Source organism: Paraburkholderia polaris, from assembly GCF_012927345.1.
Lineage (GTDB): Bacteria > Pseudomonadota > Gammaproteobacteria > Burkholderiales > Burkholderiaceae > Paraburkholderia > Paraburkholderia polaris.
In genome coordinates, this window is sequence record NZ_JABBGJ010000066.1 from 13,628 (window position 1) to 36,635 (window position 23,008).

Annotated in this window: 14 protein-coding genes, 2 tRNA genes, 1 rRNA gene and 3 pseudogenes; 7 read left to right on the forward strand and 13 right to left on the reverse strand. The window is 61.5% G+C overall.

Annotation, left to right across the window (positions count from 1 at the left end):
- Window positions 1-54: 54 nt before the first annotated feature.
- Window positions 55-2,766: an alpha-ketoglutarate dehydrogenase gene (gene mdeB / locus HHL24_RS39670; RefSeq protein ID WP_169490743.1), complete on the reverse strand. Its 2,712-nt coding sequence runs from the start codon at window positions 2,764-2,766 to the stop codon at window positions 55-57.
- Between the two features lie 179 nt (window positions 2,767-2,945).
- Between mdeB and HHL24_RS39675 the strand changes: the two are divergent.
- Window positions 2,946-3,508: pseudogene (locus HHL24_RS39675) on the forward strand (IS6 family transposase); the annotation flags it as partial.
- Window positions 3,509-3,716: 208 nt separating this feature from the next.
- Window positions 3,717-4,691, forward strand: a complete 975-nt coding sequence (locus HHL24_RS39680) for a toll/interleukin-1 receptor domain-containing protein (RefSeq protein WP_169490744.1) — start codon at window positions 3,717-3,719, stop codon at window positions 4,689-4,691.
- A gap of 334 nt (window positions 4,692-5,025) precedes the next feature.
- Here HHL24_RS39680 and HHL24_RS39685 read toward each other — a convergent pair.
- The 7 genes from HHL24_RS39685 to fdnG form a co-directional block, all read right to left on the reverse strand.
- A tRNA-Sec gene (locus tag HHL24_RS39685) sits at window positions 5,026-5,121 on the reverse strand.
- Window positions 5,122-5,169: 48 nt separating this feature from the next.
- Window positions 5,170-7,086: a selenocysteine-specific translation elongation factor gene (selB, locus tag HHL24_RS39690; RefSeq protein ID WP_169490745.1), complete on the reverse strand. Its 1,917-nt coding sequence runs from the start codon at window positions 7,084-7,086 to the stop codon at window positions 5,170-5,172.
- Window positions 7,083-8,513 carry an L-seryl-tRNA(Sec) selenium transferase gene (gene selA, locus HHL24_RS39695; RefSeq protein ID WP_169490746.1) on the reverse strand — a complete coding sequence of 477 codons (1,431 nt, stop codon included), beginning with the start codon at window positions 8,511-8,513 and terminating at the stop codon, window positions 7,083-7,085. Before selA ends, selB begins: the two co-directional genes overlap by 4 nt.
- A 28-nt stretch (window positions 8,514-8,541) precedes the next feature.
- Window positions 8,542-9,537: a formate dehydrogenase accessory protein FdhE gene (gene fdhE, locus HHL24_RS39700; RefSeq protein WP_169490747.1), complete on the reverse strand. Its 996-nt coding sequence runs from the start codon at window positions 9,535-9,537 to the stop codon at window positions 8,542-8,544.
- A gap of 112 nt (window positions 9,538-9,649) precedes the next feature.
- Window positions 9,650-10,315 (reverse strand): formate dehydrogenase subunit gamma, encoded by a 666-nt coding sequence (locus HHL24_RS39705; RefSeq protein ID WP_169490748.1) that lies wholly within the window; start codon window positions 10,313-10,315, stop codon window positions 9,650-9,652.
- Entirely contained in the window at window positions 10,302-11,234 is a 933-nt protein-coding gene (gene fdxH, locus HHL24_RS39710) for a formate dehydrogenase subunit beta (RefSeq protein WP_169490749.1), read from the reverse strand. The genes HHL24_RS39705 and fdxH overlap by 14 nt, the downstream gene beginning before the upstream one ends.
- A gap of 9 nt (window positions 11,235-11,243) precedes the next feature.
- Window positions 11,244-14,312 carry a formate dehydrogenase-N subunit alpha gene (fdnG, locus tag HHL24_RS39715; protein WP_169490750.1) on the reverse strand — a complete coding sequence of 1,023 codons (3,069 nt, stop codon included), beginning with the start codon at window positions 14,310-14,312 and terminating at the stop codon, window positions 11,244-11,246.
- 248 nt (window positions 14,313-14,560) lie between these two features.
- Between fdnG and selD the strand changes: the two genes are divergently transcribed.
- From selD to HHL24_RS44700, 4 genes are all read left to right on the forward strand, one after another.
- Window positions 14,561-15,625: a selenide, water dikinase SelD gene (selD, locus tag HHL24_RS39720; RefSeq protein ID WP_169490751.1), complete on the forward strand. Its 1,065-nt coding sequence runs from the start codon at window positions 14,561-14,563 to the stop codon at window positions 15,623-15,625.
- A 134-nt stretch (window positions 15,626-15,759) separates the two neighbouring features.
- Window positions 15,760-16,827: a tRNA 2-selenouridine(34) synthase MnmH gene (mnmH, locus tag HHL24_RS39725; protein ID WP_169490752.1), complete on the forward strand. Its 1,068-nt coding sequence runs from the start codon at window positions 15,760-15,762 to the stop codon at window positions 16,825-16,827.
- A 31-nt stretch (window positions 16,828-16,858) separates the two neighbouring features.
- Window positions 16,859-17,914: a permease gene (locus HHL24_RS39730; protein WP_169490753.1), complete on the forward strand. Its 1,056-nt coding sequence runs from the start codon at window positions 16,859-16,861 to the stop codon at window positions 17,912-17,914.
- Window positions 17,915-17,916: 2 nt separating this feature from the next.
- Complete coding sequence (locus HHL24_RS44700; RefSeq protein WP_268966780.1) at window positions 17,917-18,051, forward strand: hypothetical protein; 135 nt, start codon at window positions 17,917-17,919, stop codon at window positions 18,049-18,051.
- Window positions 18,052-18,088: 37 nt separating this feature from the next.
- Here HHL24_RS44700 and dhaK read toward each other — a convergent pair whose 3' ends face one another.
- From dhaK to HHL24_RS39750, 4 genes and pseudogenes are all read right to left on the reverse strand, one after another.
- A complete protein-coding gene (dhaK, locus tag HHL24_RS39735; RefSeq protein ID WP_169490754.1) occupies window positions 18,089-19,792 on the reverse strand; it encodes a dihydroxyacetone kinase subunit DhaK in 1,704 nt (567 codons plus the stop codon).
- Window positions 19,793-20,151: 359 nt separating this feature from the next.
- Window positions 20,152-20,228: transfer RNA gene (locus HHL24_RS39740), tRNA-Val, on the reverse strand.
- A 114-nt stretch (window positions 20,229-20,342) separates the two neighbouring features.
- Window positions 20,343-21,842 carry a M81 family metallopeptidase gene (locus HHL24_RS39745; protein WP_169490755.1) on the reverse strand — a complete coding sequence of 500 codons (1,500 nt, stop codon included), beginning with the start codon at window positions 21,840-21,842 and terminating at the stop codon, window positions 20,343-20,345.
- Between the two features lie 67 nt (window positions 21,843-21,909).
- Window positions 21,910-22,110: pseudogene (locus HHL24_RS39750) on the reverse strand (ATP-binding cassette domain-containing protein); the annotation flags it as partial.
- Window positions 22,111-22,419: 309 nt separating this feature from the next.
- On the opposite strand from HHL24_RS39750, the pseudogene HHL24_RS39755 reads away from it, so the two are divergent.
- A pseudogene (locus HHL24_RS39755) lies at window positions 22,420-22,647 on the forward strand (hypothetical protein); the annotation flags it as partial.
- A 131-nt stretch (window positions 22,648-22,778) separates the two neighbouring features.
- Here the strand turns inward: HHL24_RS39755 and rrf are convergent.
- Window positions 22,779-22,891 (reverse strand): 5S ribosomal RNA (gene rrf / locus HHL24_RS39760).
- Window positions 22,892-23,008: the final 117 nt, after the last annotated feature.

The following is a 23,008-nucleotide window of genomic DNA, read 5'->3' on the forward strand; positions in this document are numbered from 1 at the left end:
TTGAAATCGCCGAAATCCGGCGTGTTGAATTCGCGGACTCTCCTGCTCGCCGAGCTAGACCGTCGCCGGATTCGGCTTGTTCGCGTCGATGCCATACCGGCGCAGCGCGTCGCTTACCACCGATGGCGGCAGCACGCCCTGATCGGCGAGCGCGCGCAACGATGTCACGCAGATGTAGGCGCGGTCGACCTCAAAGAAGCGCCGCAATGAAGCACGATTATCGCTTCGGCCGAATCCGTCGGTGCCCAGAACCGAGAACGGCGCATCGAGGTAAGGGGCGATCAGCTGCGGATACGCCCGCACATAGTCGGTGGCCGCGATCACCGGTTGCGTGCCTGTCAGCATCGTTTCGAGGTGACTCGGCGCAGGGGCCGCATCCGGATGATGCAAACGCTGGCGGGCAGTCTCGCGCGCATTGCGTTCGAGTTCAGAAAAGCTCGTTACGCTGAACACTTCGCTTTCGATCTGCCAGTCGTCGGCGAGGAGTTGCGCGGCGGCCTCCACCTCGCGCAGGATGGTGCCGCTGCCGAGCAGGCGAACCTTGCCGCGCGCCTGAACCGGTTGCACATTCGCGCGGCGATACATTCCGCGCACGATATCTTCCCTGACGCCCTCCGGCATTGTCGGCTGAGCGTAGTTTTCGTTCATTACCGTGAGGTAGTAGAAGACATCCTCCTGTTGCTCCATCATCCTGCGCATGCCATCGTCGACGATCACAGCCAGCTCGTACGCATACGCCGGATCGTAGGCACGGCAGTTGGGAATCGTGGCCGCTATCACGTGGCTCGTGCCATCCTGGTGTTGCAGCCCCTCGCCGGAGAGCGTAGTACGGCCCGCCGTCGCGCCCACCAGAAAGCCCCGCGCACGCTGATCAGCGGCTGCCCAGATCAGATCGCCAATGCGCTGGAAGCCAAACATCGAGTAGTAGATATAGAGCGGCAACATCGCCGTGCCGTGCGTGCTGTAGGACGTGCCGGCTGCGATCCACGACGAGATGGCGCCCGCTTCGGTAATGCCCTCTTCGAGAATCTGACCGCCGACGTCCTCGCGGTAGTACAGGATCGAACCCGCATCTTCCGGTTCGTACAACTGTCCCTGCGACGCATAGATCCCGACTTGCCGGAACAGGCTCGCCATCCCGAAGGTACGCGCCTCGTCGGCGACGATCGGCACAATGCGTGGACCGAGGACATTGTCTTTCAGGAGCGCGGTCAACATCCGCACCATCGCCATGGTGGTCGACATCTCCTTGTTGCCCGCTTCCAGTGCGAACTGGGCGTGCTGCGCAAGCGGCGGCACAGCGACCGGTTCCGCATGTTTGCGCCGAGCCGGAAGGTAGCCGCCGAGCGCCTCGCGGCGGGCATGCAGGTAGCGCATTTCCTCGCTGTCGTCCGCGGGCTTGTAGAAGCGCATGTGCTCGAGATCGTCGTCCGTGAGGCCGAGCCGGAAGCGGTCGCGGAACTCCTTGAGCGCCTCGACATCGAGCTTTTTCTGCTGATGGGTCGTGTTTTGCGCCTCTCCGGCGCGACCCATGCCGTAGCCTTTGATCGTCTTCGCGAGGATCACGGTCGGTTGACCCTTGTGTTTGCGCGCGGCGTCGAAGGCCGCATGAAGCTTGCGCAGGTCGTGGCCGCCGCGATTGAGTGCCGCAACGTCGTCAGGCGTCATGTGGGTGACGAGCGACTTCAGGGCGTCGTTCTGCCCAAAGAAATGGTCAAGCCCGTACTGGCCGTCCTTCGCCTTGTAGGTCTGATACTGGCCGTCCATCGTCGACGCAAACGCGCGAAGCAATGCACCGGAATGGTCGCGTGCGAATATCGGGTCCCACGCGCTGCCCCACAGAACCTTGATCACGTTCCAACCCGCGCCGCGGAACAGCGCTTCCAGCTCCTGCACGATTTGCCCGTTGCCGCGCACAGGCCCATCGAGACGCTGCAGGTTGCAGTTGATCACGAAGGTCAGATTGTCGAGCTTCTCGCGTGCTGCGAGCGGAATGGCGCCAATCGATTCGGGCTCGTCCATCTCACCGTCGCCGAACACGCCCCATACGTGCCGCTCGCTCGTTTGGGCCAGCCCCCGATGTTCGAGGTAGCGCATGAAGCGCGCCTGATACACCGACTGGATTGGTCCTAGCCCCATCGATCCAGTGGGAAATTGCCAGAAGTCGGGCATCAGCCAGGGGTGCGGATACGAGCACAAACCGTTACCGCCCGTCTCACGACGAAAGTTCTCCAGTTGCTGTTCCGACAAGCGCCCTTCAAGAAACGCACGCGCGTAAACACCCGGCGCCGAATGCGGCTGGAAGTAGACGAGATCGCTGCCCTGATCGGTACTGCCAGTGGTGCTTTTCGCCCGGAAGAAATGATTGAAGCCGAGTTCGAACAGGTCCGCCGCCGACGCGTAGCTCGAGATGTGGCCGCCCAACTCGCCATAAGCCTTGTTGGCCCGCACCACCATGGCGAGTGCATTCCAACGCACCATGGCGGTAATGCGTTCCTCGATTTCCAGATTGCCTGGGTAGGGCCGCTGACGCTCGACGGAAATCGTGTTGGCATAGGGTGTATTGCTCGGCACCGTCGTCGTCAGCCCCAACAGCGGCGCTGCATCGAGCAGTTTGCGCAATAGGAAAAGGCCGCGGTCCTGCCCACAATGCGCGACGACGGCTTCAAGTGCCTCGAGCCATTCACGTGTTTCCTGCGGATCGTCGTCTGCCGGAATGGCGGCTTGGGGCAAACACGTCTGGGGAGGAAGGGAAAGATTCGTCATCGCTGAGTCTCCATTTGGTGATATTTATTCTATGGAAGCTCCGTAAAAATTTGATACCGCATTGCACGGCGCGCAGCAGTGAATTCAGCACGATTGCGCGGTTGTTTGGCATTTTCCGATTCAGGTATGCCGCGGACGCTGAAACCCACGGGGCCGCTGAGCCCGTGCCACCTGGAGGAATGATGGCCGAACGGGATTTCGAGGTTGACCCTTCGAGCGTGCATCGCTGGGTGATCAACCTCTTGCCGTTGTTCGAAAAATCCTTTCGCAAGCACAAGCGTCCGGTGGGTAAGAGCTGGAGGATGGATGAAACCTACGTCAAGGTACGCGGCCGGCGGAGTACTTGTATCGTGCAGTGGACAAGGCCGGTAACACGGCCAATTTCCTGTTGCGGGCGCATCGCGACGAGGCTGCCGCGCGCCGCTACTTCGAGAAGGCCATCGATCTGAATGGTGTACCTGAGACAGTGACCATGGATAAAAGCGGGGCCAATCTGGCCATCCCGCAGGCCATCAACGCTGAGCGGGAAACGCCTATCAACATCCGGCAGGTCAAGTATCTGAACAATATCGTCGAGCATGATCATCAGGACATGAAACGCCGGGCCAACCCAATGATAGGTTTCAAGGACTTTCGCCGCGCTCGCATCATCTTGTCTGGAATCGAAACGATGCATATGATCAGAAAAGAGCAGATGAAAGCGGATTGCATCGCGCGAACTGATGCCGATCGGTCCTATTCGCCCCGACTTGTCAGAGACCAATGTGAAGTAGCCCCGAAAGGCGAGCGATCTCCCAAGGAGAACGTCGGTTGGGAGTCAGCCGCGACTAGCCGCTTCCGGCCGGCCGCCGGCCGATACAGTCCCTTGGGGACGATGTCCAACGGTGTAGCTTACTAGGCTAGAACACTGATAAAGTAATTCCATACTTGATTCGGCGACAAGAGCGGTTATGGATGAAAAAAGCACGGCCTTTATTTCATATGCTTGGGGCGGAAAAATCGAAAAAAAGGAATGGCTTCGCGATGACATCGTGCACTACCTTTCGTACGAATTTTCCGTTTTCTGGGATCGTGACGCCATCCCATTCGGTGAAGCATCTGACGATGTCATCTCGCACGTCCTCGCCGAACGACCAATTGTCGTGCTGTGCCTGTGCGACCTGGCGTACCTAGCCTCAGCATCCAGGGTTGACTCGGGATTAAGCAGCGAACTCGCGATGCTGACTCAGATCGCAGGTTCGGAAGGCGTTCGCATCATCCCGATCATTCTCGACCGTGAATGTATCGGCAAGCTTCCTTCGCCGCTTACGAAAAAGACATATCTCGACTTGTCCGCGTTACACGCAAGAGAGCTTCCGCTGGGCGATGCCGCACTCGCCGTCGCAACCGGAGGGACTCAGGCACAGATGGCCGAATTGTTGTCTTCCCAACTTAGTCGAGCCGATATCCGTGATCGGGCGGAGGTGTATTTTAATGGCATGCCAATGAAGCTTTATGGCAGTGGCAGCACGCATGAAGTAAGGACTGTCCACGGGCAATATCTGCTTCCGCAGCAGTGGATGTGCGAGAGCAGCAACTGGAAATACATGCTCGCCGACGAAAACGAGACCTATCACCCGCCGAAAGGCATCTGGCACTGGGACCACTGGTCTCCCTCTCGCGGAATGTGTGCCCTAGGAACTGATGCCTGCTCAGCATTTTTCCCAGGCAGGACTGGTGTCGACGACATTCTGGCGATCGAGCGGGCGGGTATGTTACTCGCAGAGCATTTCATTTGCTTCGTAAAGAAAGAAGAGTCATTCATTCTCGACTCAGATGATCTGGTCAGAGTCTTGATCAACCATGGAGGAATCAATGCCCTTGATCGACTTCTACCATCACTCGACGAACCGGAGCTTGTGGCATCGGCCGCGCAATCCAGTTAGCAGAAGCGCATAACTGCCCCGCGCAGTCGACGTCCATCATCTGTCTTGTCGATCGCTTCCACGAAGCGCATGATGTCTTTCAACGACTGTTTGAGATCAGCTTCCTCGTTACGAATCCACGCAGCAACTGAATCCGAGCTTGGTTGATTGTGACGCGATCGGATGTTTGTGATTGATCCGTCATCACGTTTGATTTCGATACACCCGCCAGTGCTTGGCGATAGGGGGCGGTGACCCGCTTCCGTCACGTACTCGACTGTCAGTTACTCGATCAGAACTGGACGTCGGTTGTGGGATGCCGAACGTCCCTTCGTGGCCGCCCGGAAGCAATGTCTGGCGGAAGGCAGCCGGAGTCGAACCGACCTGAGCGCGTCTGACGCCCTCAACTGGGTTTGAAGCCCAGCCGCACCACCGGATACGAATGCCTTCCTACGGTGATTGAACTACTTAAACTACGCGCCGCAACTCGAACGCCGAATCAAAGCAGATCGAGCCAACGACTATCCGTGCGCATCAGATGCAGGCCACGGTGGAAGCGAGTATACCCAACGCGGTCGAAGAATTCCAAAAGCTGAATCGCTCGCTTTCGACCAAGACCGGTGACATCGCGAAACGGTGCAGCCGCTACCGTACCCGCATTCTTTTGCGCTTCGGAACCCGCCATCAAAGCCAGTTCACGAATCACCTCATGGTGATAAAAGAGGTCGCGCACGACCTGAAAAAGCTCGCCTTGCCGCGCGAGCTTGCGCAGCAATTGCCGCATGCGGTCTTCGGATACGCCATGTGCGTTTGCCAGATCACGCACCCAGGGCGGATCGAAGCGTCCCTCTTTCAGCGCCGGCAGCAGCGCCGCCGCGAGCGCACGGTCGGCGTCGTCGAGCGTCACCGCGTGGTCCGGCAGATGCAACCACGGACCGCGTCTGACAATCTCACCGCGCGCCGCCGCATCGTCCACTAACGCACGCCACAAAGCATCGTCGACGAGAGGCGCTGCGATCCGCCGTAAGCGCGAACCATCCGGGCCCAGTTCATCCGGCGAGCGCTCGTGGTACTGCTTTAGCGTCGAAGTCAACCGCGTATTCAGCGTTCGCCATGACACATCGGCGATCAACAACGCGTCATTACCGCCGGGAAGCTCCACAACCCGCGTGTCAGACGGCAACTTGAGCAAGGCCGCCGGCATGCCGGTCAGTCTTTCCAGCAACGAACGGGACAACCCATACGGAGCCCTTGCTAAAAGCGAATCCAGCGCGCCGGTGTCGAGCATGATCTGAATCGCCTCGATCCACGCGAGCCGCTCCGCTGACCGACGCTTGCGCGAAGGCGCAAACGGATCAAGCACACGACCGCCGCCAACCGTGCGATTTGCTTGCGCATTGCGCACCACAAAGCGGTCGCCGGGAAGCGCACACACCGGACGTTCGAACACGAATTGCACGCGCGCCGACTGACCGGCGCCGAGCGTCTCGCCATCGAGCAACGCGACGTGCGCCACCTGATGCTGCGTGCCCAGATGCACATGCAGCGGCGCCCAATGCTCCAGCATCAACGGTGCATCGGCGAGCAGCGTCAGCATGACGTCGATGCGCTCCGAGGCTTGCGACAGACGCGGATCGACGATCCAGTCGCCGCGGTCAATTGCGCTCTTCTCGATGCCTGCAAGGTTCAACGCGCAGCGCTCGCCTGCCCGGCCGGTCTCGGCCGGACGATTCTGCGCATGAATGCTACGCACGCGCACCGGCTGATTTTTCGGCGCGAGCAGCATCGTATCGCCCACCGTCACGCGCCCCGACACCACGGTCCCTGTCACGATCGTGCCTTGGCCCGCGAGCGTGAAGACCCGGTCGACCGCGAGACGGAACAGGCCGTCGTCACGCTTCATGCGCCACGCTGCCGCCGCTGCGCGCAAATGCGCCTTCAGTGCGGCCACGCCAGGGTCGTCTTCACTTAGTGCGTTGGTATCGAACACGGGCGCGTCCTGCAGCACGCTGCCGCTTAGAAACGCGGCGATTTCGTCATGCACTTGCTGCAGCCGCTGCGCATCGACGCGGTCTATCTTGGTCAGCGCTATCGCGCCGCGCTTGATGCCAAGTAGTTCGACAATCGCCAGATGTTCGCGCGTTTGCGGCATCACGCCGTCGTCGGCAGCGATCACGAGCAGAGCGAAATCGATCCCGCTTGCGCCCGCGGTCATCGTATGGACGAGCTTTTCGTGGCCCGGCACGTCGATCAGGCCGAGCACGTCGCCGTTTTCAAGCGGCACGTATGCATAGCCCAGTTCGATCGAAATGCCGCGCGCCTTTTCTTCCTTGAGTCGATCCGTATCGACGCCCGACAGCGCTCTCACCAGACTCGTTTTGCCGTGGTCAATATGCCCCGCCGTACCGACGATCATGCGTGCACGCCCTTCAGTTGCTCGATCAACTGCGCTTCATCGGCGGCTTCGAGACAGCGGAGATCGAGACGCAATGCATCGTCGGCGATACGGCCGATGACCGGTCGCGCCATCTCGCGCAAGCGCTTCTCGAGCGCGAGCAATTGACGGCCGCCGCGCTTGCCGTCGGCGGTCCTGACGGCGAGGCCGTAGCTCGGCAGCACATCGACGGGCAACGCGCCGCTGCCGATCTGGCTGAACATGGGCTCGGCCACTACGGCGTAGCGTTCGCCGGCCGCGCGCTGCAACGCAGGCAGTACCCGCTCGGCGGTGAGCCGGATATCGTCACTCGGGCGCGTGAGCAAACGCAGCGTGGTCAGCCGCTCGGCGAGCTTCTCTGGCGTGCGATACATCTGCAGCACGGGTTCCAGTGCCGCGAGCGTCAATTTGCCGACCCGCAGCGCGCGCTTGAGGGGATGCTTCTTGATCTTTGCGATCAGATCGCGCCGGCCAACGATCAAACCGGCTTGCGGGCCGCCAAGCAGTTTGTCGCCGCTAAACGTGACAAGGTCGGCGCCGGCTTCGATGGTTTCGCGCACCGTCGTCTCACGCGGCAAACCCCATTGCGTCAGATCGACCAGCGTGCCACTGCCGAGGTCCACGGCAACGGCGAGACCGCGCGCGTGGGCGAGCGGCGCGATGACGCCGACCCCGACCTCTTTGGTGAATCCGTTGATTGCGTAGTTGCTCGCGTGGACTTTCATCAGCAGCGCGGTTTGCGGACCGATGGCTTCATCGTAGTCCTTCAGATGCGTGCGATTGGTGGTGCCGACCTCGCGCAGCTTGGCGCCCGCGCGGCTCATGATATCGGGAATGCGAAATGCGCCGCCGATTTCAACCAGTTCGCCACGCGACACGATCACTTCTTTCTTCGACGCCAGCGCGGACAACGTGAGCAACACCGCTGCAGCATTATTGTTGACCACGGTCGCCGCTTCGGCGCCGGTCAGTTCGCAGATGAGTTCGTCGATCAGGTCGTCGCGGTCACCGCGTTTGCCGGTGTCGAGATCGAACTCGAGGTTGGCCGGTTGTGTGAGAGCCTTCATGACGGCGTGCACCGCTTCGTCGGGCAGCAATGCGCGGCCGAGGTTGGTATGCAGCACGGTACCGGTCAGATTGAAGACACTGCGCAAGCGGGCCGCGTTGCGCCGGCGCAGCGCAGCTTCGACCGATATCTGTAGTTGCGCGACATCGAGCGCGCTCACCGACGCAACGCCGGACTGCGCGCTGGCGCGCCAGGTGTCGAGCGCGTGACGCAAGGCATTCAACACCTGCGTGCGGCCGAACTCGCTCAGAAGCGCCGCAAACTCGGCGGATGCCATCACCTTTTCCACCGACGGCACACGCGCCATCAACGCACGCAATTCAGAGCCGGTTACATCGCTCACGAAGCAATCCTTTTTCTTCAGTCGAGTTTCAGTCCGACGCGCCGGAAGACTCAGCCGCGGTGTCGGCCTGCTCGGGCCACAGCCACGGATGCGGCGACGCGCGCCGGTAACCTTCCGCTCCCATCAGCAAATCCAGCGTGAGACTGGCGAGATCGTCCGCGAACGGTTCGAAATCGTAGTCCTTCGACTGAAGGCCGATCTTCCGGTAAGTATGGCATTCGTCGCACGACTCTGCCTTCAAGGCTGCATTCTTCGAATCGGCTTCCCGGGTGGCCTCGTCGGCGTCCTGCGAGCCGACGGCATGATAGGCAATGCCCTTGGTCGAGTCGCAGTTCGAACATTTCGCACGGACCATGTGCCACTCCGTCGCACACAAACCGCATTGCAGATAGCGGTAATTGTCATACGCACCGCCCACGCGCACCATGCTCGCCACCGGATGCGATCCACATACCGGACACAGGCCGAGCGTTTCGATGTACGGCACATCGCGCTTGTCGATATCGGCGGCGAGGTCGGTCCAGACCACTTGCAGCGCGGCCATGATGAATGGCGCGCTCGCCGGATCGACTTCCTCGAAGCGCTGCGCGAAGATCGCATCGGCCTGGGCTTCGAGCGTGGCTTTATCGAGTATTCGCAGCCTGGCGAGGAGCGCTTCGAGCGGCGGTGTGAGCGGGCCGGCGGCTTGAACCCTGTCGACCAACTGCAGCAGAACGTCGTGCCACGCCGGGTCGCGCACACCGGAGAGCGCCGGAATCAACGGCATGGAATGCTGTTGTGCGCTCGCGATCAACTCGGCGCTGGGCGGCTGTGCCTTGAAGCTGGTGATCACGGCTTGCTGCGCGTCCGCCAGCACGGCCATCAGGCGCAAATAGCCGGCGATCGGATTGCTGAGCGCCGCCAGTTGACGCAGCCGCGCGGCGCGTGCCGAAAAGACCGCCAGTCGTTCCGGCGTACGAATGCGGGGAATCGCCGTATGATCGAGCGACTCGATATCGCCGGCTTCAAGAATGCGTTGAACCAAAATATCAACCTCTAAAAACTGAAGAGCCGCCGCAGTTCGTCGAACACGCGCGGCGGCTCGGGTGCGGTGCTCGGCAAGTTGCGCCGCGCTTCTTATCTATCCTTTACCGGTCCTACTTGCCGATGATTTCCTTGAACCAGTTCGGATGGTGTTTTCTCGCCCAGCCGTAGGTCACGGTGCCGCGCGTCATTGCGCCGATCGAGCCCTTGATCCACAACGCCGCGTAAATATGCATGACGATGCCGACGATCAGCACGAACGCAGCCGCAGCATGAACCAGCGCCGCAAAGCGGATGATCTCGATCGGGAAATAGAACGAGAAATAGCGCCGCCAGATCACGACGCCGCTCGCCAGCAACAGCAGCAGGCAGACCACCATGGTGAAAAATAGCAGCTTTTGACCGGCGTTGTACTTCCCGATCGCGGGGAGCTTATCCTCGCGATTGTTGAGCACGTCGCCGATCTGCTTCATCCACTGGATGTCAGCGCGGTCGAGATAGTTGTGGTGCCAGAAACGCAGCGCAAGAATCAGGAACGACAGGAACATCACACAGCCGACGAACGGATGCAGAATTCGCGTCCATTGCCCGCCGCCGAAGATCGCATACAGCCACGACATCGCCGGATGAAACATGGCGAGGCCGGAGAGCGCCAGCAGAACAAACGTGATCGCCGTGATCCAGTGATTCGTCCGTTCATTCGGCGTGTAGCGCTGGATCAGGCTGTTGCCCTTCACATCTTTCAGCACAACATGCTCGTGATTTTCAGCGTGCTTCATCGGATGCCTCCCGCGAACGGCGTGCTTCATCGGCTTCATGCTGTGCTTCGGCCTCTTCCGCCTCCGTCACCTCGTTTGGACCGACGCGCGTGTAGTGGAAGAAGCCTGCCAGCGCCGCAAACGCGATCCCTGCCAGCGCCAGCGGTTTGGCCAGGCCCTTCCACAGATAAACCATCGCGCTGATCTTCGGATTCTGCGGCAAGCCGTGATACAGGTTGGCTTTGTCGGCGTGATGCAGCACGTACATGACGTGCGTGCCGCCCACGCCGGCAGGATCGTACAAACCGGCGTTCTGGAAACCGCGCTCCTTCAGATCGACAATCCGATCCGCCGCCTGCTGCTTCATGTCCTCCTTGGTGCCGAACATGATCGCGCCGGTCGGGCAGGTCTTCACACACGCCGGTTCCTGACCAACAGCCACACGGTCCGAACACAGCGTGCACTTGTACGCGCGGTTATCCTTCTTCGAAATGCGCGGCACGTTGAACGGGCAACCGGTTATGCAATAGCCGCAGCCGATGCAGTTCTCCTCGTGAAAATCCACGATGCCGTTCGTGTACTGCACGATCGCACCCGGCGAAGGACACGCCTTCAGGCAGCCCGGATCCTCGCAATGCATGCAGCCGTCCTTGCGGATCAGCCACTCGAGATCGCCCTCGGTGTTCTCGTACTCCGAGAACCGCATGACGGTCCACGAATGCTCTGACAGATCGCGCGGGTTGTCATAGATGCCGGTCGTCGTGCCGATCTCGTCGCGCAGATCGTTCCACTCCATACAGGCCGTCTGACACGCCTTGCAGCCAATGCACTTCGATACGTCGATGAGCTTGGCGACCGTGCCCGTCACCGGCTCACGCACTTGCGGTTCGGGCAAGGTCGTGGCCGAGAGGCGTTTGATATCCAGTGATTGCAGTGCCATCTCTTTTCCTTATGCCTTTTCGACCTTGACGAGGAACGACTTGAATTCCGGTGTTTGCGAATTCCCGTCGCCCACGGAGGGCGTCAGCGTATTGACGAGATAGCCCGGCTTCGCGAGCCCCTTGAAGCCCCAATGCAAGGGCAACCCGACTGTCTGTACCTTTTTCCCTTCGATCATCAGCGGTTTGATCCGCTTGGTCACGAGCGCCACGGCGATGATGTGCCCGCGATTGGACGACACCTTCACGCGATCCCCCGCGACCACGCCCACCTCCTTGGCCAGATCCTCGCCGATTTCCACGAACTGTTGCGGCTGCACGATCGCGTTCAAACGCGCGTGCTTGGTCCAGTAGTGGAAATGTTCGGTCAGACGATACGTGGTCGCCGTATGCGGGAAGTTCTCATGCGTGCCGAATGCGGCCCGATCGTCCGGGAACACGCGCGCCGCCGGATTGCTGACGACCGCCTTGTTGTCCGGATGCAGCGGGTTGTAACCAAGCGGAGTTTCGAACGGTTCGTAGTGCTCGGGAAATGGACCTTCCACCAATTCGTCGCGCGCGAAGAAGCGCGCCACGCCTTCTGGATTCATGATGAACGGATTCATGCCGTTTTCAGGCGGTTCGTCGACCTTGAAGTCGGGAATGTCCGCACCGGTCCACGCCGTGCCGTTCCACGCGATCAACTTGCGCGTGGAGTCGAACGGCTTGCCGCTGACGTCGCACGAAGCCCGGTTGTACAGAATCCGCCGGTTCGCGGGCCACGCCCACGCCCAGTTCAGCGTATTGCCGATACCGGTCGGGTCGGAGTTGTCGCGCCGGCCCATCTGGTTGCCCGCCTCGGTCCACGCACCGCAGAAAATCCAGCAGCCGCTTGCCGTGCTGCCGTCGTCCCGAAGCTGCGCGAAGCTCGCTAGCTGCTCGCCCTTTTTGGCGAGCACCTTGGTTTTGTCGGCAGCGTCGGTCACGTCGGCCAGCGCGGTGCCATTGAACTCCATGGCGATTTCCTCAGGCGTCGGGCTTTCCGGGTCTGAATACGGCCAGCTCATGTTGAGAATCGGATCGGGATACTTGCCGCCGTTCTCTTTATAAGCCTTACGAATACGCAGCCAGAGCCCCGACATGATCTCCAGGTCGCTCTTCGATTCGCCCGGGCCGTCCGCACCCTGCCAGTGCCACTGCAGCACGCGGCTGGAGCTGACCAGCGAACCGCGTTCTTCCGCGAAACACGTGGTCGGCAGACGGAAAACTTCCGTTTGAATCGCCGACGGATCGACGTCGTTGAACTCGCCGAAGTTCTTCCAGAACTCGGAGGTTTCGGTGGCGAGCGGATCCATGATGACGAGCCACTTCAGCTTGGCCAGACTCGCGCCGATCTTCGCCTTGTTCGGCGCAGCGGCAAGCGGGTTGAAGCCCTGCGCGATGTAGCCGGTCATCTTGCCTTGATTCATCAGCTCGAAGACCTGCAGCATGTCGTATGACTTATCGAGCTTCGGCAGATAGTCGTAGCCGAAGTTGTTCCCGGCGGTCGCGTTATCGCCCCACCACGACTTCATGAAGCTGACGTGAAAGGCGCGATAGTTGCGCCAGTAGCTGAGCTGGTTCGGCCGCAGCGGCTGCGTCGCACGCTTCGCGATGAAGGCGTCGAAGTCCTGCTCGGCCTCCATCGGCAGCGTCATGTAGCCCGGCAACAGGTTCGACATCAGGCCAAGGTCAGTCAAGCCCTGAATGTTTGAGTGGCCGCGCAGCGCATTCATGCCGCCGCCCGCAATGCCGATGTTGCCGAGCAGCAATTGCACCATCGCGCCGGTCCGGATGATCTGCGCGCCGACCGAGTGATGAGTCCAGCCGAGTGCATACAGGATCGTGCCCGCGCGTCCGGGAACGGCCGTCGATGCCAGCATTTCGCAGACCTTCAGGAATTTCTCCTTCGGCGTGCCGCAGGCTTTCTCGACCTGCTCGGGCGTATAGCGCGAGTAGTGCTGCTTCATCAGGTTGTAGACGCAGCGCGGATGCTGAAGCGTGGGATCGACCTTGGCAAAGCCGTCGTCACCGCGTTCGTAGTCCCACGAGCTCTGGTCGTACTTACGCTCGTCGGCGTTGTAGCCTGAATAAAGCCCGTCCGTGAACGAGAAATCCTCGCGCACGATAAACGGCATGTCCGTGTAGTTCTTGACGTACTCGTGCTGAATCTTGTCGTTGGTGAGCAAATAGTTGATCACCCCGCCCAGAAACACGATGTCCGAGCCGGTCCGAATCTGCGCGTAGTAATCCGCGACCGACGCCGTACGCGTAAAGCGCGGATCGACCACGATCAATCTTGCCTTGCGATGCGCCTTCGCTTCCGTGACCCACTTGAATCCGCACGGGTGCGCCTCGGCTGCATTGCCGCCCATGACCAGAATCACGTCCGCATTCTTGATGTCGACCCAATGGTTCGTCATCGCTCCACGGCCAAACGTCGGGGCAAGACCTGCCACCGTCGGGCCATGTCAAACACGTGCCTGATTATCGAATGCGAGCATGCCAAGACTGCGGACAGTCTTGTGCGTCAAATATCCCACTTCATTGCTACCGGCCGATGCGGCGAGCATGCCGGTGGTCAGCCAGCGGTTGACCTTCTTGCCGTCTTCCGTCGTCTCGACGAAGTTGGCATCGCGGTCCTCCTTCATCAGTCTGGCGATACGATCGAGCGCATCTTCCCAGGAAATCCGCTTCCATTCATTCGATCCCGCCGCGCGGTACTCCGAATACTTCAGACGGCTCGGACTGTGAATGAAGTCGATCAGGCTCGCGCCCTTCGGGCACAACGTGCCGCGATTCACAGGGTGGTCGGGATCGCCTTCGATGTGGATGATGCTGGACTTTGCATTCTTGGCGTTGTCGCCAAGTCCATACATCAGGATGCCGCAGCCCACCGAGCAGTATGGACAGGTGTTGCGGGTTTCGGTTGTGCGCGACAGTTTGTACTGACGGACTTCGGCAAGCGCGGGTGCCGGAGAGAAGCCCATGAGGGCCAAACTTGATCCGGCGAGCGTGGTGGCGGAGACCTTCAGAAATTGTCGCCGGGACACGTGGGGCATTTGATGGCCTCGGCTGTTGTGGGGATGCTGAAATTTATTATAGAACCCCAAATAGAGTCTTGCAGCCAAGGGTGCAACCCTTTGTCCGACAATTGCGGCAACGAAGCGATGCGCCTCCGTAGGGGCTCTTCTGACCGAGCCTCACAGATTGCCGCTGCAAAGGCCCCATGCGGCGCCCGCCCGCCATGACTACGCTGTGCCGGAACAACCATCATAATGTCGTCATTTAGAGCCTGAAATCCGCGCCAATGACCGATACCAACGCAAACAGCATCCAATCGCCCCGGCTGACTAGCCTGTCGCACGGCGGCGGCTGCGGCTGCAAAATCGCCCCTGGGTTGCTTGCCGATCTGCTCAAGCGCAGCGCGCCGCTGCCGTTCTTTCCCGACCTGCTGGTCGGCAACGATACCGCCGACGACGCCGCCGTCTACAGGCTCAACGACGAGCAGGCGATCGTCGCCACCACCGACTTCTTCATGCCGATCGTCGACGATCCGTTCGACTTTGGCCGCATCGCCGCCACCAACGCGCTGTCCGACGTCTACGCCATGGGCGGCAAACCGATCATGGCGCTGGCGATCGTCGGCATGCCGATCAATGTGTTGCCGCACGACGTGATCGCTGCGGTGCTCAAGGGCGGCGAGTCCGTCTGCGCCGAAGCCGGCATTCCCCTCGCCGGTGGTCATTCGATCGATTCGGTGGAACCGATTTACGGCCTGGTTGCGATCGGCGTGGTCGATCCGCGGCGTGTCAAACGCAATACCGGTGCGCAGCCGGGCGACGTGCTGATCCTCGGCAAGCCGCTGGGCGTGGGCGTGCTGTCGGCGGCATTGAAAAAGGACCGGCTCGATTCAAACGGCTATGCCGCGATGATCGCGGCCACGACCAAGCTCAACCGGCCGGGCGCGGCGCTGTCCACACTCGACGGCGTGCATGCCCTCACGGACATCACCGGTTTTGGTCTGCTGGGCCATACGCTGGAATTGGCGCGCGGCTCGAATCTGACTGCCCGCGTGCGCTATGCGGATTTGCCTTGGCTGCCCGACGTGGTCAGCTTCGCGGAGGCCGGCATTTTTACCGGCGCTTCGGGGCGCAACTGGGACGCATACGGCAAAGACATCGTGTTGCCGGCCTCGTTGCCGTCGACGGCCCGCACGCTGCTGACCGACCCGCAAACCTCGGGCGGTCTGCTGGTGTCGTGCGCGCCGGTAGCGGTCGACGAGGTGCTCGCCCTGTTCCGTGCCGACGGTTTCGACGAGGCCTGCGTAATCGGCGAAATGGTCAGCGGAGAAGGGCGAGTCGAGGTGATCTGAGAGGAAGCGGGTTTTATGGGCGAGGCGAGGCAAGGCGTAGGTCCTGGAAGGGGGCCTGAACGGCTCGCCAGCCGGCATTGACGGTGCATGCGATAATTCCGCTTCTCCCGCCGGTCTGTTTCGTCCGTAACCCCTTGAAAAACCTACTCGTCAGCCTCGACCAAGCCGGTGATTTCGACGAAATCATCGACGTGCGCACGCCTCTCGAATTCGCTGAAGACCACATTCCCGGCGCGCTCAATGCGCCTGTGCTGAGCAACGAAGAGCGTGTTCTGGTCGGGACGACTTACAAACAGGTCTCGCCGTTCGAAGCCACGCGGATCGGCGCGGCGCTGGTTGCGCGCAATATCGCGCATCACCTGGAAACGACGTTCACCGACCGGCCACGCAACTGGCGGCCGCTGATCTACTGCTGGCGCGGCGGGAAACGTTCAGGTTCGGTCACGACGCTCTTCAATATGATCGGCTGGCCGGCACGTCAGCTGGACGGCGGCTATAAAAGCTATCGGCGGGCGACGCTGGACACCCTCGATTTGTTGCCGAAGAAGTTCAACTACATCGCGTTGGTGGGTCCGACCGGCAGCGGCAAGACTCGCCTGCTCGAGGCGCTGCGCCAGGCGGGCGCGCAGACGCTGGATCTCGAAGCGCTGGCCGCCCATCGCGGCTCACTGCTCGGCGCATGGGCGGGGGTTGTACAGCCGTCGCAAAAGCGTTTCGACACACTGCTGGCAACCGCCCTGCGCGCGTTCGATCCCAAACGGCCGGTGTTCGTCGAAGCGGAGAGCCGGCGGATCGGTTCGATTTCGCTACCGCTTGCGCTCCTCGAAACGTTCCATCAGGGCGCCTGCGTCGAAGTGTTGTCGAGCCACGAGGACCGCGCAGCGTTCCTGCTGCAAGACTATGTGCATCTGTTCGACGATCCCGAATCGCTGAAAGCGCAACTGCAGAAGATGATCGGTTTGCATAGCCGCGAACGTGTCACGGGCTGGCAACACCTCGTCGATGAAAATAGCCGGGCAGAGCTCGCTCGCGAGCTGATCGAACGGCACTATGATCCGGCGTACGCGCGCAGCAGCCATCAGCATTTCGTCCAACTGCCGCGTGCATTGCAAATGAATTTTCGGCCCAACGACGCCGATGTCGTTGAGCAGGCAAAGGCACTCCTTGCTCAACTCGATAACAGCGCCCTCGCTGTCGTCTGATTAAAAACTAACGTTCAAGAGACCATCCATCATGCAATCAACCCTTCGGCAGCCCCGTGTCGCCCTTGGCTGGATCGTGTTTCTGCTGATCGCCGTCGTCGGACTCTTCTATGTGAAGTGGTTCCCCTACTACAACCGCGCGTTCGTCGCCGCGAGCCAGCATTCGATCGGCAAATCGATTCTGATGGGCGCGTCGTCGAGCGCACCGCCGGCATCGTGGCAGGCGGCGATTGACTACGCGCTGGCCTACGGCAAGGCAATCTGGCAAGCGATGGTGCTCGGCCTTCTGCTGGGCTCTGCGGTGCAGGCGCTGATTCCGCCGCAGTGGGTCGCGCGCGTGCTCGGCCGGACCGACTTCAGCAGCGTGGTGAAGGGCGGTCTGATGTCGTTGCCGGGCATGATGTGCACATGCTGTGCGGCGCCGGTCGTGGCCGGCTTGCGCGCCCGGCAGGCGGCGCCGGGCGCGGCGATCGCGTTCTGGCTGGGTAACACTGCCCTCAATCCGGCCACGTTGATCTTTATGGGCTTCGTGCTCGGCTGGCAATGGATGGGCTTGCGGCTCGCCTTGGGCCTCGTGATGGTGTTCGGCCTCGGCTATCTGGTGAACCGGATGGTCACGCCGAAGGAAGCCGAAGCATCGCGCGAAGCAATGGCGCAACTCGTCACCACCGACAACCCGGGCACCGCGTTCACGCGCTGGGTGAGAATCCTCGGAACCATGACGTTGCGGCTGATTCCTGAATACATCGTGCTGGTGCTGATTCTCGGCGCGGCACGCGCATGGCTGTTTCCGCACATCGGACCCAGCATCGATAACAGCCTGCTGTGGATCGTCGCTTTGGCGATCGCCGGAACGTTGTTCGTGATTCCGACCGCGGGCGAAGTGCCGATCATTCAGGCCATGCTCTCCTTCGGCATGGCCGCCGGCCCCGCCGGCGCTTTGCTGATGACGCTGCCGCTGATCAGCGTGCCGTCGTTGGCGATGCTTGGGCGCTCGTTTCCGAGGCGCGTGCTAACGGTGGTGACGCTGGCGGTCGTGGTTTGCGGGGTGGTCAGCGGGTTACTGGCGATTGCATTGGGGTTTTAAGCATGAAACGTATTGCAGCATTCACGGCGACGACCTGGTCGGCCGCGGCCCTTCTTTACTTCGGACAGCATTCGGTATCGCTGATCGTGCTAAGCGGGGTTGTTGTGCTGGCCGGCTTCGATCTGCTTCGTCCGTGACCGGTCCGCCGCGCTTTTCGGGCGACGGCGGACTCCTTCAAGCCAGCGCCGCGCGAATCGCGGCGAGCCACAACGCCACTGCATGTGCACCCGGATCCGCATGGCCGAGCGCGCGATCGCCGACATAACTCGACCGCCCCCGCCGTGGATGCATCGACGCTGTTTGGGCCGCGCCTTCGGTCGCGGCATCGACCGTGGCTTTCAATGCCGCGTCGAGCCCGCCTTCTGACTTTGAGAGCGCGGCTTCCAACGCATCGGCGGCAGGTTTCAGCGCATCGACCATCGTGCGATCGCCCGGATGCGCACCACCTAACGCCATCAATCCGGCGACGCCCTCACTGAACGCCGCCGACCACGCCTTCGCCGACGATCCGTCCGCCTGTTCGAGCGCGACCGCACCGCGCAACAACATCACCGCGTAAAGCGGGCCCGAGGTGCCACCGACCACCCGCCGGACCGTTGCGGACATGCTGCGCAACACGGCTCCCGGCGTTGTTTCCGAAGGGTAGGTATCGAGTTCATTGAGAATGCCGCGCGCCCCACGCGACAGGCTGATGCCGAGGTCGCCATCGCCGACGCGTTGATCCATGTCGGTCAAGGTCGGCTCGGCTTCGAGCAGGCACGTGCAAACGGCTTCGATCACGTGGCGCAACGTGGCTTCTCGCGCGAGCGTCGCGCCGTTTGTACGATCGGGCGTGGCAGGTGCAGGCCGCACGGAAACCTGTGCGACGCGACCGCTCAACGCTGGCCATGCGGTGGTGTGCGCGGCGGCGTCGAGCCAGCCGAGCCGCTCATCGTCGACGCGCAGCAGTGTCAGCGAGACACCCGACATCTCGAGCGCACTCAGGAATGTGCCGGCCCACGCACGTTCCACATGGATGCCGCGTGCCGCCAGATAACGAAGCGCGGACCCGGCCACAATGCTCAACTCGCTCGAAGGCGTGCCGCCGAGATTGTTCACCAGCAAAGCGACCCGCGCACCAGGTTGCAACGACAAGTCGCCGACGATCTTCGCGAGCAGCCTTTCGACGATCGCGTCGGCCGGCTCCAGCGCACCGCGTTCAACACCGGGTTCACCGTGAATGCCAAGGCCCCATTCGATTTCGCCATCGGCCAGTTCGAAACCCGGCTTGCCCGCGGCCGGCACCGTGCACGGTGTGAGCGCAACGCCCATCGTGCCGAGCGAGGCGGCCACGTCGCGCGCAATCTGCGCAACCTCGGCCAAGGGGCGTCCCGCTGCGGCAGCCGCGCCGGCAATCTTGTGAACCAGCACGGTCCCGGCGAGCCCGCGACGGCCCGCATGGTCGCCGCTCGCCGCCAGGGCGACGTCGTCGGCGACGATTACCATTTCCGTGGGGATGCCCTCGGCGCGCGTGATCTCGGCGGCGAGGCCGAAGTTGAAGCGGTCGCCCGTGTAGTTCTTCACGATCAGCAGGACACCCGCGGCGCCGGCTACGGCGCGGATCGCGTCGAGCACGGCATCCGTGGAGGGCGACGTAAATACCTCGCCCGCTACCGCAGCGCTCAGCATGCCATGGCCTACGTAGCCGCCATGAGCCGGTTCGTGGCCCGAGCCGCCACCCGAGATCAACGCGACCTCTCCGCGCGCGGCAACAGCCTCGGCATCGGCGCGCACGACGATCGTGCTGCCTTGCAACAACGAGAGATTGGGATTGAGCGCCGCGAGTCCGTCGAGCATGTCCGGGACGACCGCGGAGACGTCGTTGATGAGCTTCTTCATTGCGTCAGCTTCCTTTTAAGCTGCCGGCCCTGTGTCGCGAGCTCACGGCAGTTTATGCAGTTGCGAGACCTGGAGGCTCGACTGTACCGCGCATCGGGAAACTGCGACGTGAAGCGGCAACAGTACTCACGTTGATGCCTCAGTATGCTGACGAGCATGTGCTAGTGAAAATGCATAGACATACGTCGATCACGAACGCGCGAAGGCATCAGCGAACGAGCCAAGCTGTGACGAAATACAGGCAATAAGGAAGGGGGAAACTGACAGGACAGCCGCACGATGACAATGTGCGCCGATGTGATGCGACAACATGACAGTAGGCGAAAGCGGAGCCGCTTTCACCTACGTCACATTTGCGTTGGTAGGCTCGATTGGATTCGAACCAACGACCCCCACCATGTCAAGGTGGTGCTCTAACCAACTGAGCTACGAGCCTTTAGAGGCGCGAATTATAGAGACTCCGCGCGCGCCGCACAAGCCCCACAGGGCAAGTATGTTCACCTGCGCGTTTCCATCGGTTCATTGCGCAGTCAGTAGCGCGGTTCGTTGTTCAACTTGCTTCATTCGTCGGTGCCCACTCGGTCTGCGCATCCAGTGGAAAAACCGGCCGTTTCACGTGCTCGAACTTGAACAGCCCGTAATCTGAACTCGTCACGCCGCGGCTATCGCACTCCACCAGCGCCGCGGCGATAGGCACAAATACCGGGCGGCAGTACATGCGTGATTTAAGCAAAAGGAAACGCGCGCGGCGCGGATCGATGCCGACGCTCTCGAACACGCCGAGGTCCCATGGTTCGTGCGTGCGCTCGGTCATGACGAGCTTGACCGTGCCGGTGTCGAGCACCGCCGCGCGCCCCATGAACGCACGCTGGCCTGTATAGGTCGGGCCGCTGATCACGTATTCGCCATCGGTCAGCGCACGCACTACGCCGGTCACGGCAACCGGCGGCCGCGGGATCACCGCGCTGCTTGCGACCTTATTGCCGATCGTCACCGTCACCGTGCTGCCGACGCCCGCCGCCATCAACGCCGCGACCGCTTGCGGATCGCACAACGGCCCGCTGACGATCCCTTCAAGCTTCTGCTTGAGCGCTTCCTCCAGCAGATCCATCGTGTCGCACGTGCCGCCCGACATGCAGTTGTCGCCATGATCGAGCAGCAGCACCGGTTTGTCCGCGCCGTGCGCGAGCGCTGCGGCCTGCGCCACCGACTCCGCCAGCGGCGCGCTGCGATAAACGAAATCCTCGCGGTCGTTCCAGATCTGTCGCGCGATTCGCTCCGCCACTGCTTCCGCCTGCTCACGCTCGCCGTTCGACACCACGACGACGCTGATACACGGCGCCTCGATATCGGCTAGCGAGAAACCGGACAACACCGACACCGCGAGCATACCGTCGGCCTCTGCTGCGCGTGCGGCCTCTACCGCACGTTTCATCGCGCCTTCGGCCGTCGCACTGCGCAGCGTATGCGTGAGCAGCGGCGGTTGGCGCCATGCGATCAGCGGCTTCGCCTTGCCGTGGATAAGATCGAACAGCAGACGCGCCGCATGCGCGCCGGTCTCGTACATATCGACATGCGGATAGGTTTTGAAACTGACGATCACGTCGGCGTTGTCGATCATCTTCTGCGTGACGTTGCCATGCAGATCGAGTGCGACCGCAATCGGCGCATTCGGCAGCGCGGCGCGCACGCGTTCGAGCAGATCGCCTTCACCATCGTTCGAATTCTCGGCGACCATCGCGCCGTGCAGATCGAGCATCACGGCATCGCAGCCTGTTGCGGCCGCAACGATCGCATCGCAGATCGCGTCATAAGCGGCGGCCTCGACCGGGCCGCTCGGATTCGCCGATGCGGAAATGGGTGTCACGATCCCGGCATGCTCGCGCTCGGCTGCGTCGATGAAAGCGGCCATTGCCGTCTGCATGCCCTTGTTTTCGTTGAGTGCGTCTTCACCGTGGTTCGGGCCGTTGCAGCCGAACGCTGCCAGCGGCGTGGCCACCGGCGAAAACGTGTTGGTCTCGTGGTTCATCCTTGCAATCAGGATCTTCATGCCTGGGTTCTCCCTGTCATTTGTGCGGCGTTCAGCATGGCCTGCAACAGGACGTTGCAGCCGGCTTTTCGCGCACACTCAGATTGGCGGACAGGGTCGTCACCTGAAACGGACGCGCGACGCCGCAGCGCAGGCGTTTATGATCGGATTCATGCGTCACGTCATGAACGTCGAAGATGATCTTCCCTTCCGTGCCTGGCAATGTACCAGTCAAAACGTAAAGCAGCGTGGCCTCGCCCGCCCCATTCGCACCAATCCCTGAATGCACGGCATGATGCGCAGATGGACTTTGGAAAGCGCCGATTGATGAGGCGGATCAGGAGTGACGTCGACGATTGGAATCGAAAGGGTCTGACTGGGCAAAATGAAAGCCCGGACGCCCCTCGGTCGACCGACTGGCGACTAGCTTGTGCACACGTCCCACTGCTCAAGACGGCCAATTGGGGTTGCGGCCGCCGCGTGAGGGCTCAACCTTTTACGGCCCGCGCCATTAATGCGTCTGCACAGGTATAACACGGGACCGTCATGGCACAACCTCTTCCGTTTTCCCGCAACACCGGCGCTGCGCGTGCTCGCGCAACTCGGTGCGGCGAACAGTGCGGTGTCGGCCGTTTTCGGCATCGGCAGTGCGACCGCCGAGTGGAAATTGGACAACGCAGGCTTCGCGCTTTTCGCCGAAATCGCAACGAATTACGATCGGCAACTGCGCAGCGCGCCCCTTTGGGCGATCACCGATGCCAGTGAACGACTCGACCGCTTTACCGCAGGCATGTCGTATCAGGCGCCGATGCGGAAACGAGCTTAGTTGGATCGGATGGCATACAACGCCGGGGGAACCCCCGGCCGGCGATTTCGCGGCATATTGCCGCCGCTTTTTGCGGCCGCAAACGCAAAAACCCCACCTTGTGGGGTGGGGTTTTTGCTTGCTGCTGGGGAGCCTGACGATTACCTACTTTCACACGGGAATCCGCACTATCATCGGCGTGGAGTCGTTTCACGGTCCTGTTCGGGATGGGAAGGGGTGGGACCGACTCGCTATGGTCATCAGGCATGACTTGTTGTCGTGTCGCCTTTGTGGGCGGCACAACCAATCTGGAAGAAGTAGTTTCTGGTGATGCTCACCAGAGGGGTAAAGCTGTTGGGGTTGTGTTGTTTCTGGCACAACA

Coding starts and splice junctions, on each gene's coding strand:
- fdxH (WP_169490749.1), bottom strand. CDS start 11,234: ATGGCACTGCAATCACTGGATATCAAACGCCTCTCGGCCACGACCTTG.
- mdeB (WP_169490743.1), bottom strand. CDS start 2,766: ATGACGAATCTTTCCCTTCCTCCCCAGACGTGTTTGCCCCAAGCCGCC.
- selD (WP_169490751.1), top strand. CDS start 14,561: ATGACCGATACCAACGCAAACAGCATCCAATCGCCCCGGCTGACTAGC.
- HHL24_RS39705 (WP_169490748.1), bottom strand. CDS start 10,315: ATGAAGCACGCTGAAAATCACGAGCATGTTGTGCTGAAAGATGTGAAG.
- selB (WP_169490745.1), bottom strand. CDS start 7,086: ATGATCGTCGGTACGGCGGGGCATATTGACCACGGCAAAACGAGTCTG.
- HHL24_RS39745 (WP_169490755.1), bottom strand. CDS start 21,842: ATGAAGATCCTGATTGCAAGGATGAACCACGAGACCAACACGTTTTCG.
- dhaK (WP_169490754.1), bottom strand. CDS start 19,792: ATGAAGAAGCTCATCAACGACGTCTCCGCGGTCGTCCCGGACATGCTC.
- HHL24_RS44700 (WP_268966780.1), top strand. CDS start 17,917: ATGAAACGTATTGCAGCATTCACGGCGACGACCTGGTCGGCCGCGGCC.
- HHL24_RS39730 (WP_169490753.1), top strand. CDS start 16,859: ATGCAATCAACCCTTCGGCAGCCCCGTGTCGCCCTTGGCTGGATCGTG.
- HHL24_RS39680 (WP_169490744.1), top strand. CDS start 3,717: ATGGATGAAAAAAGCACGGCCTTTATTTCATATGCTTGGGGCGGAAAA.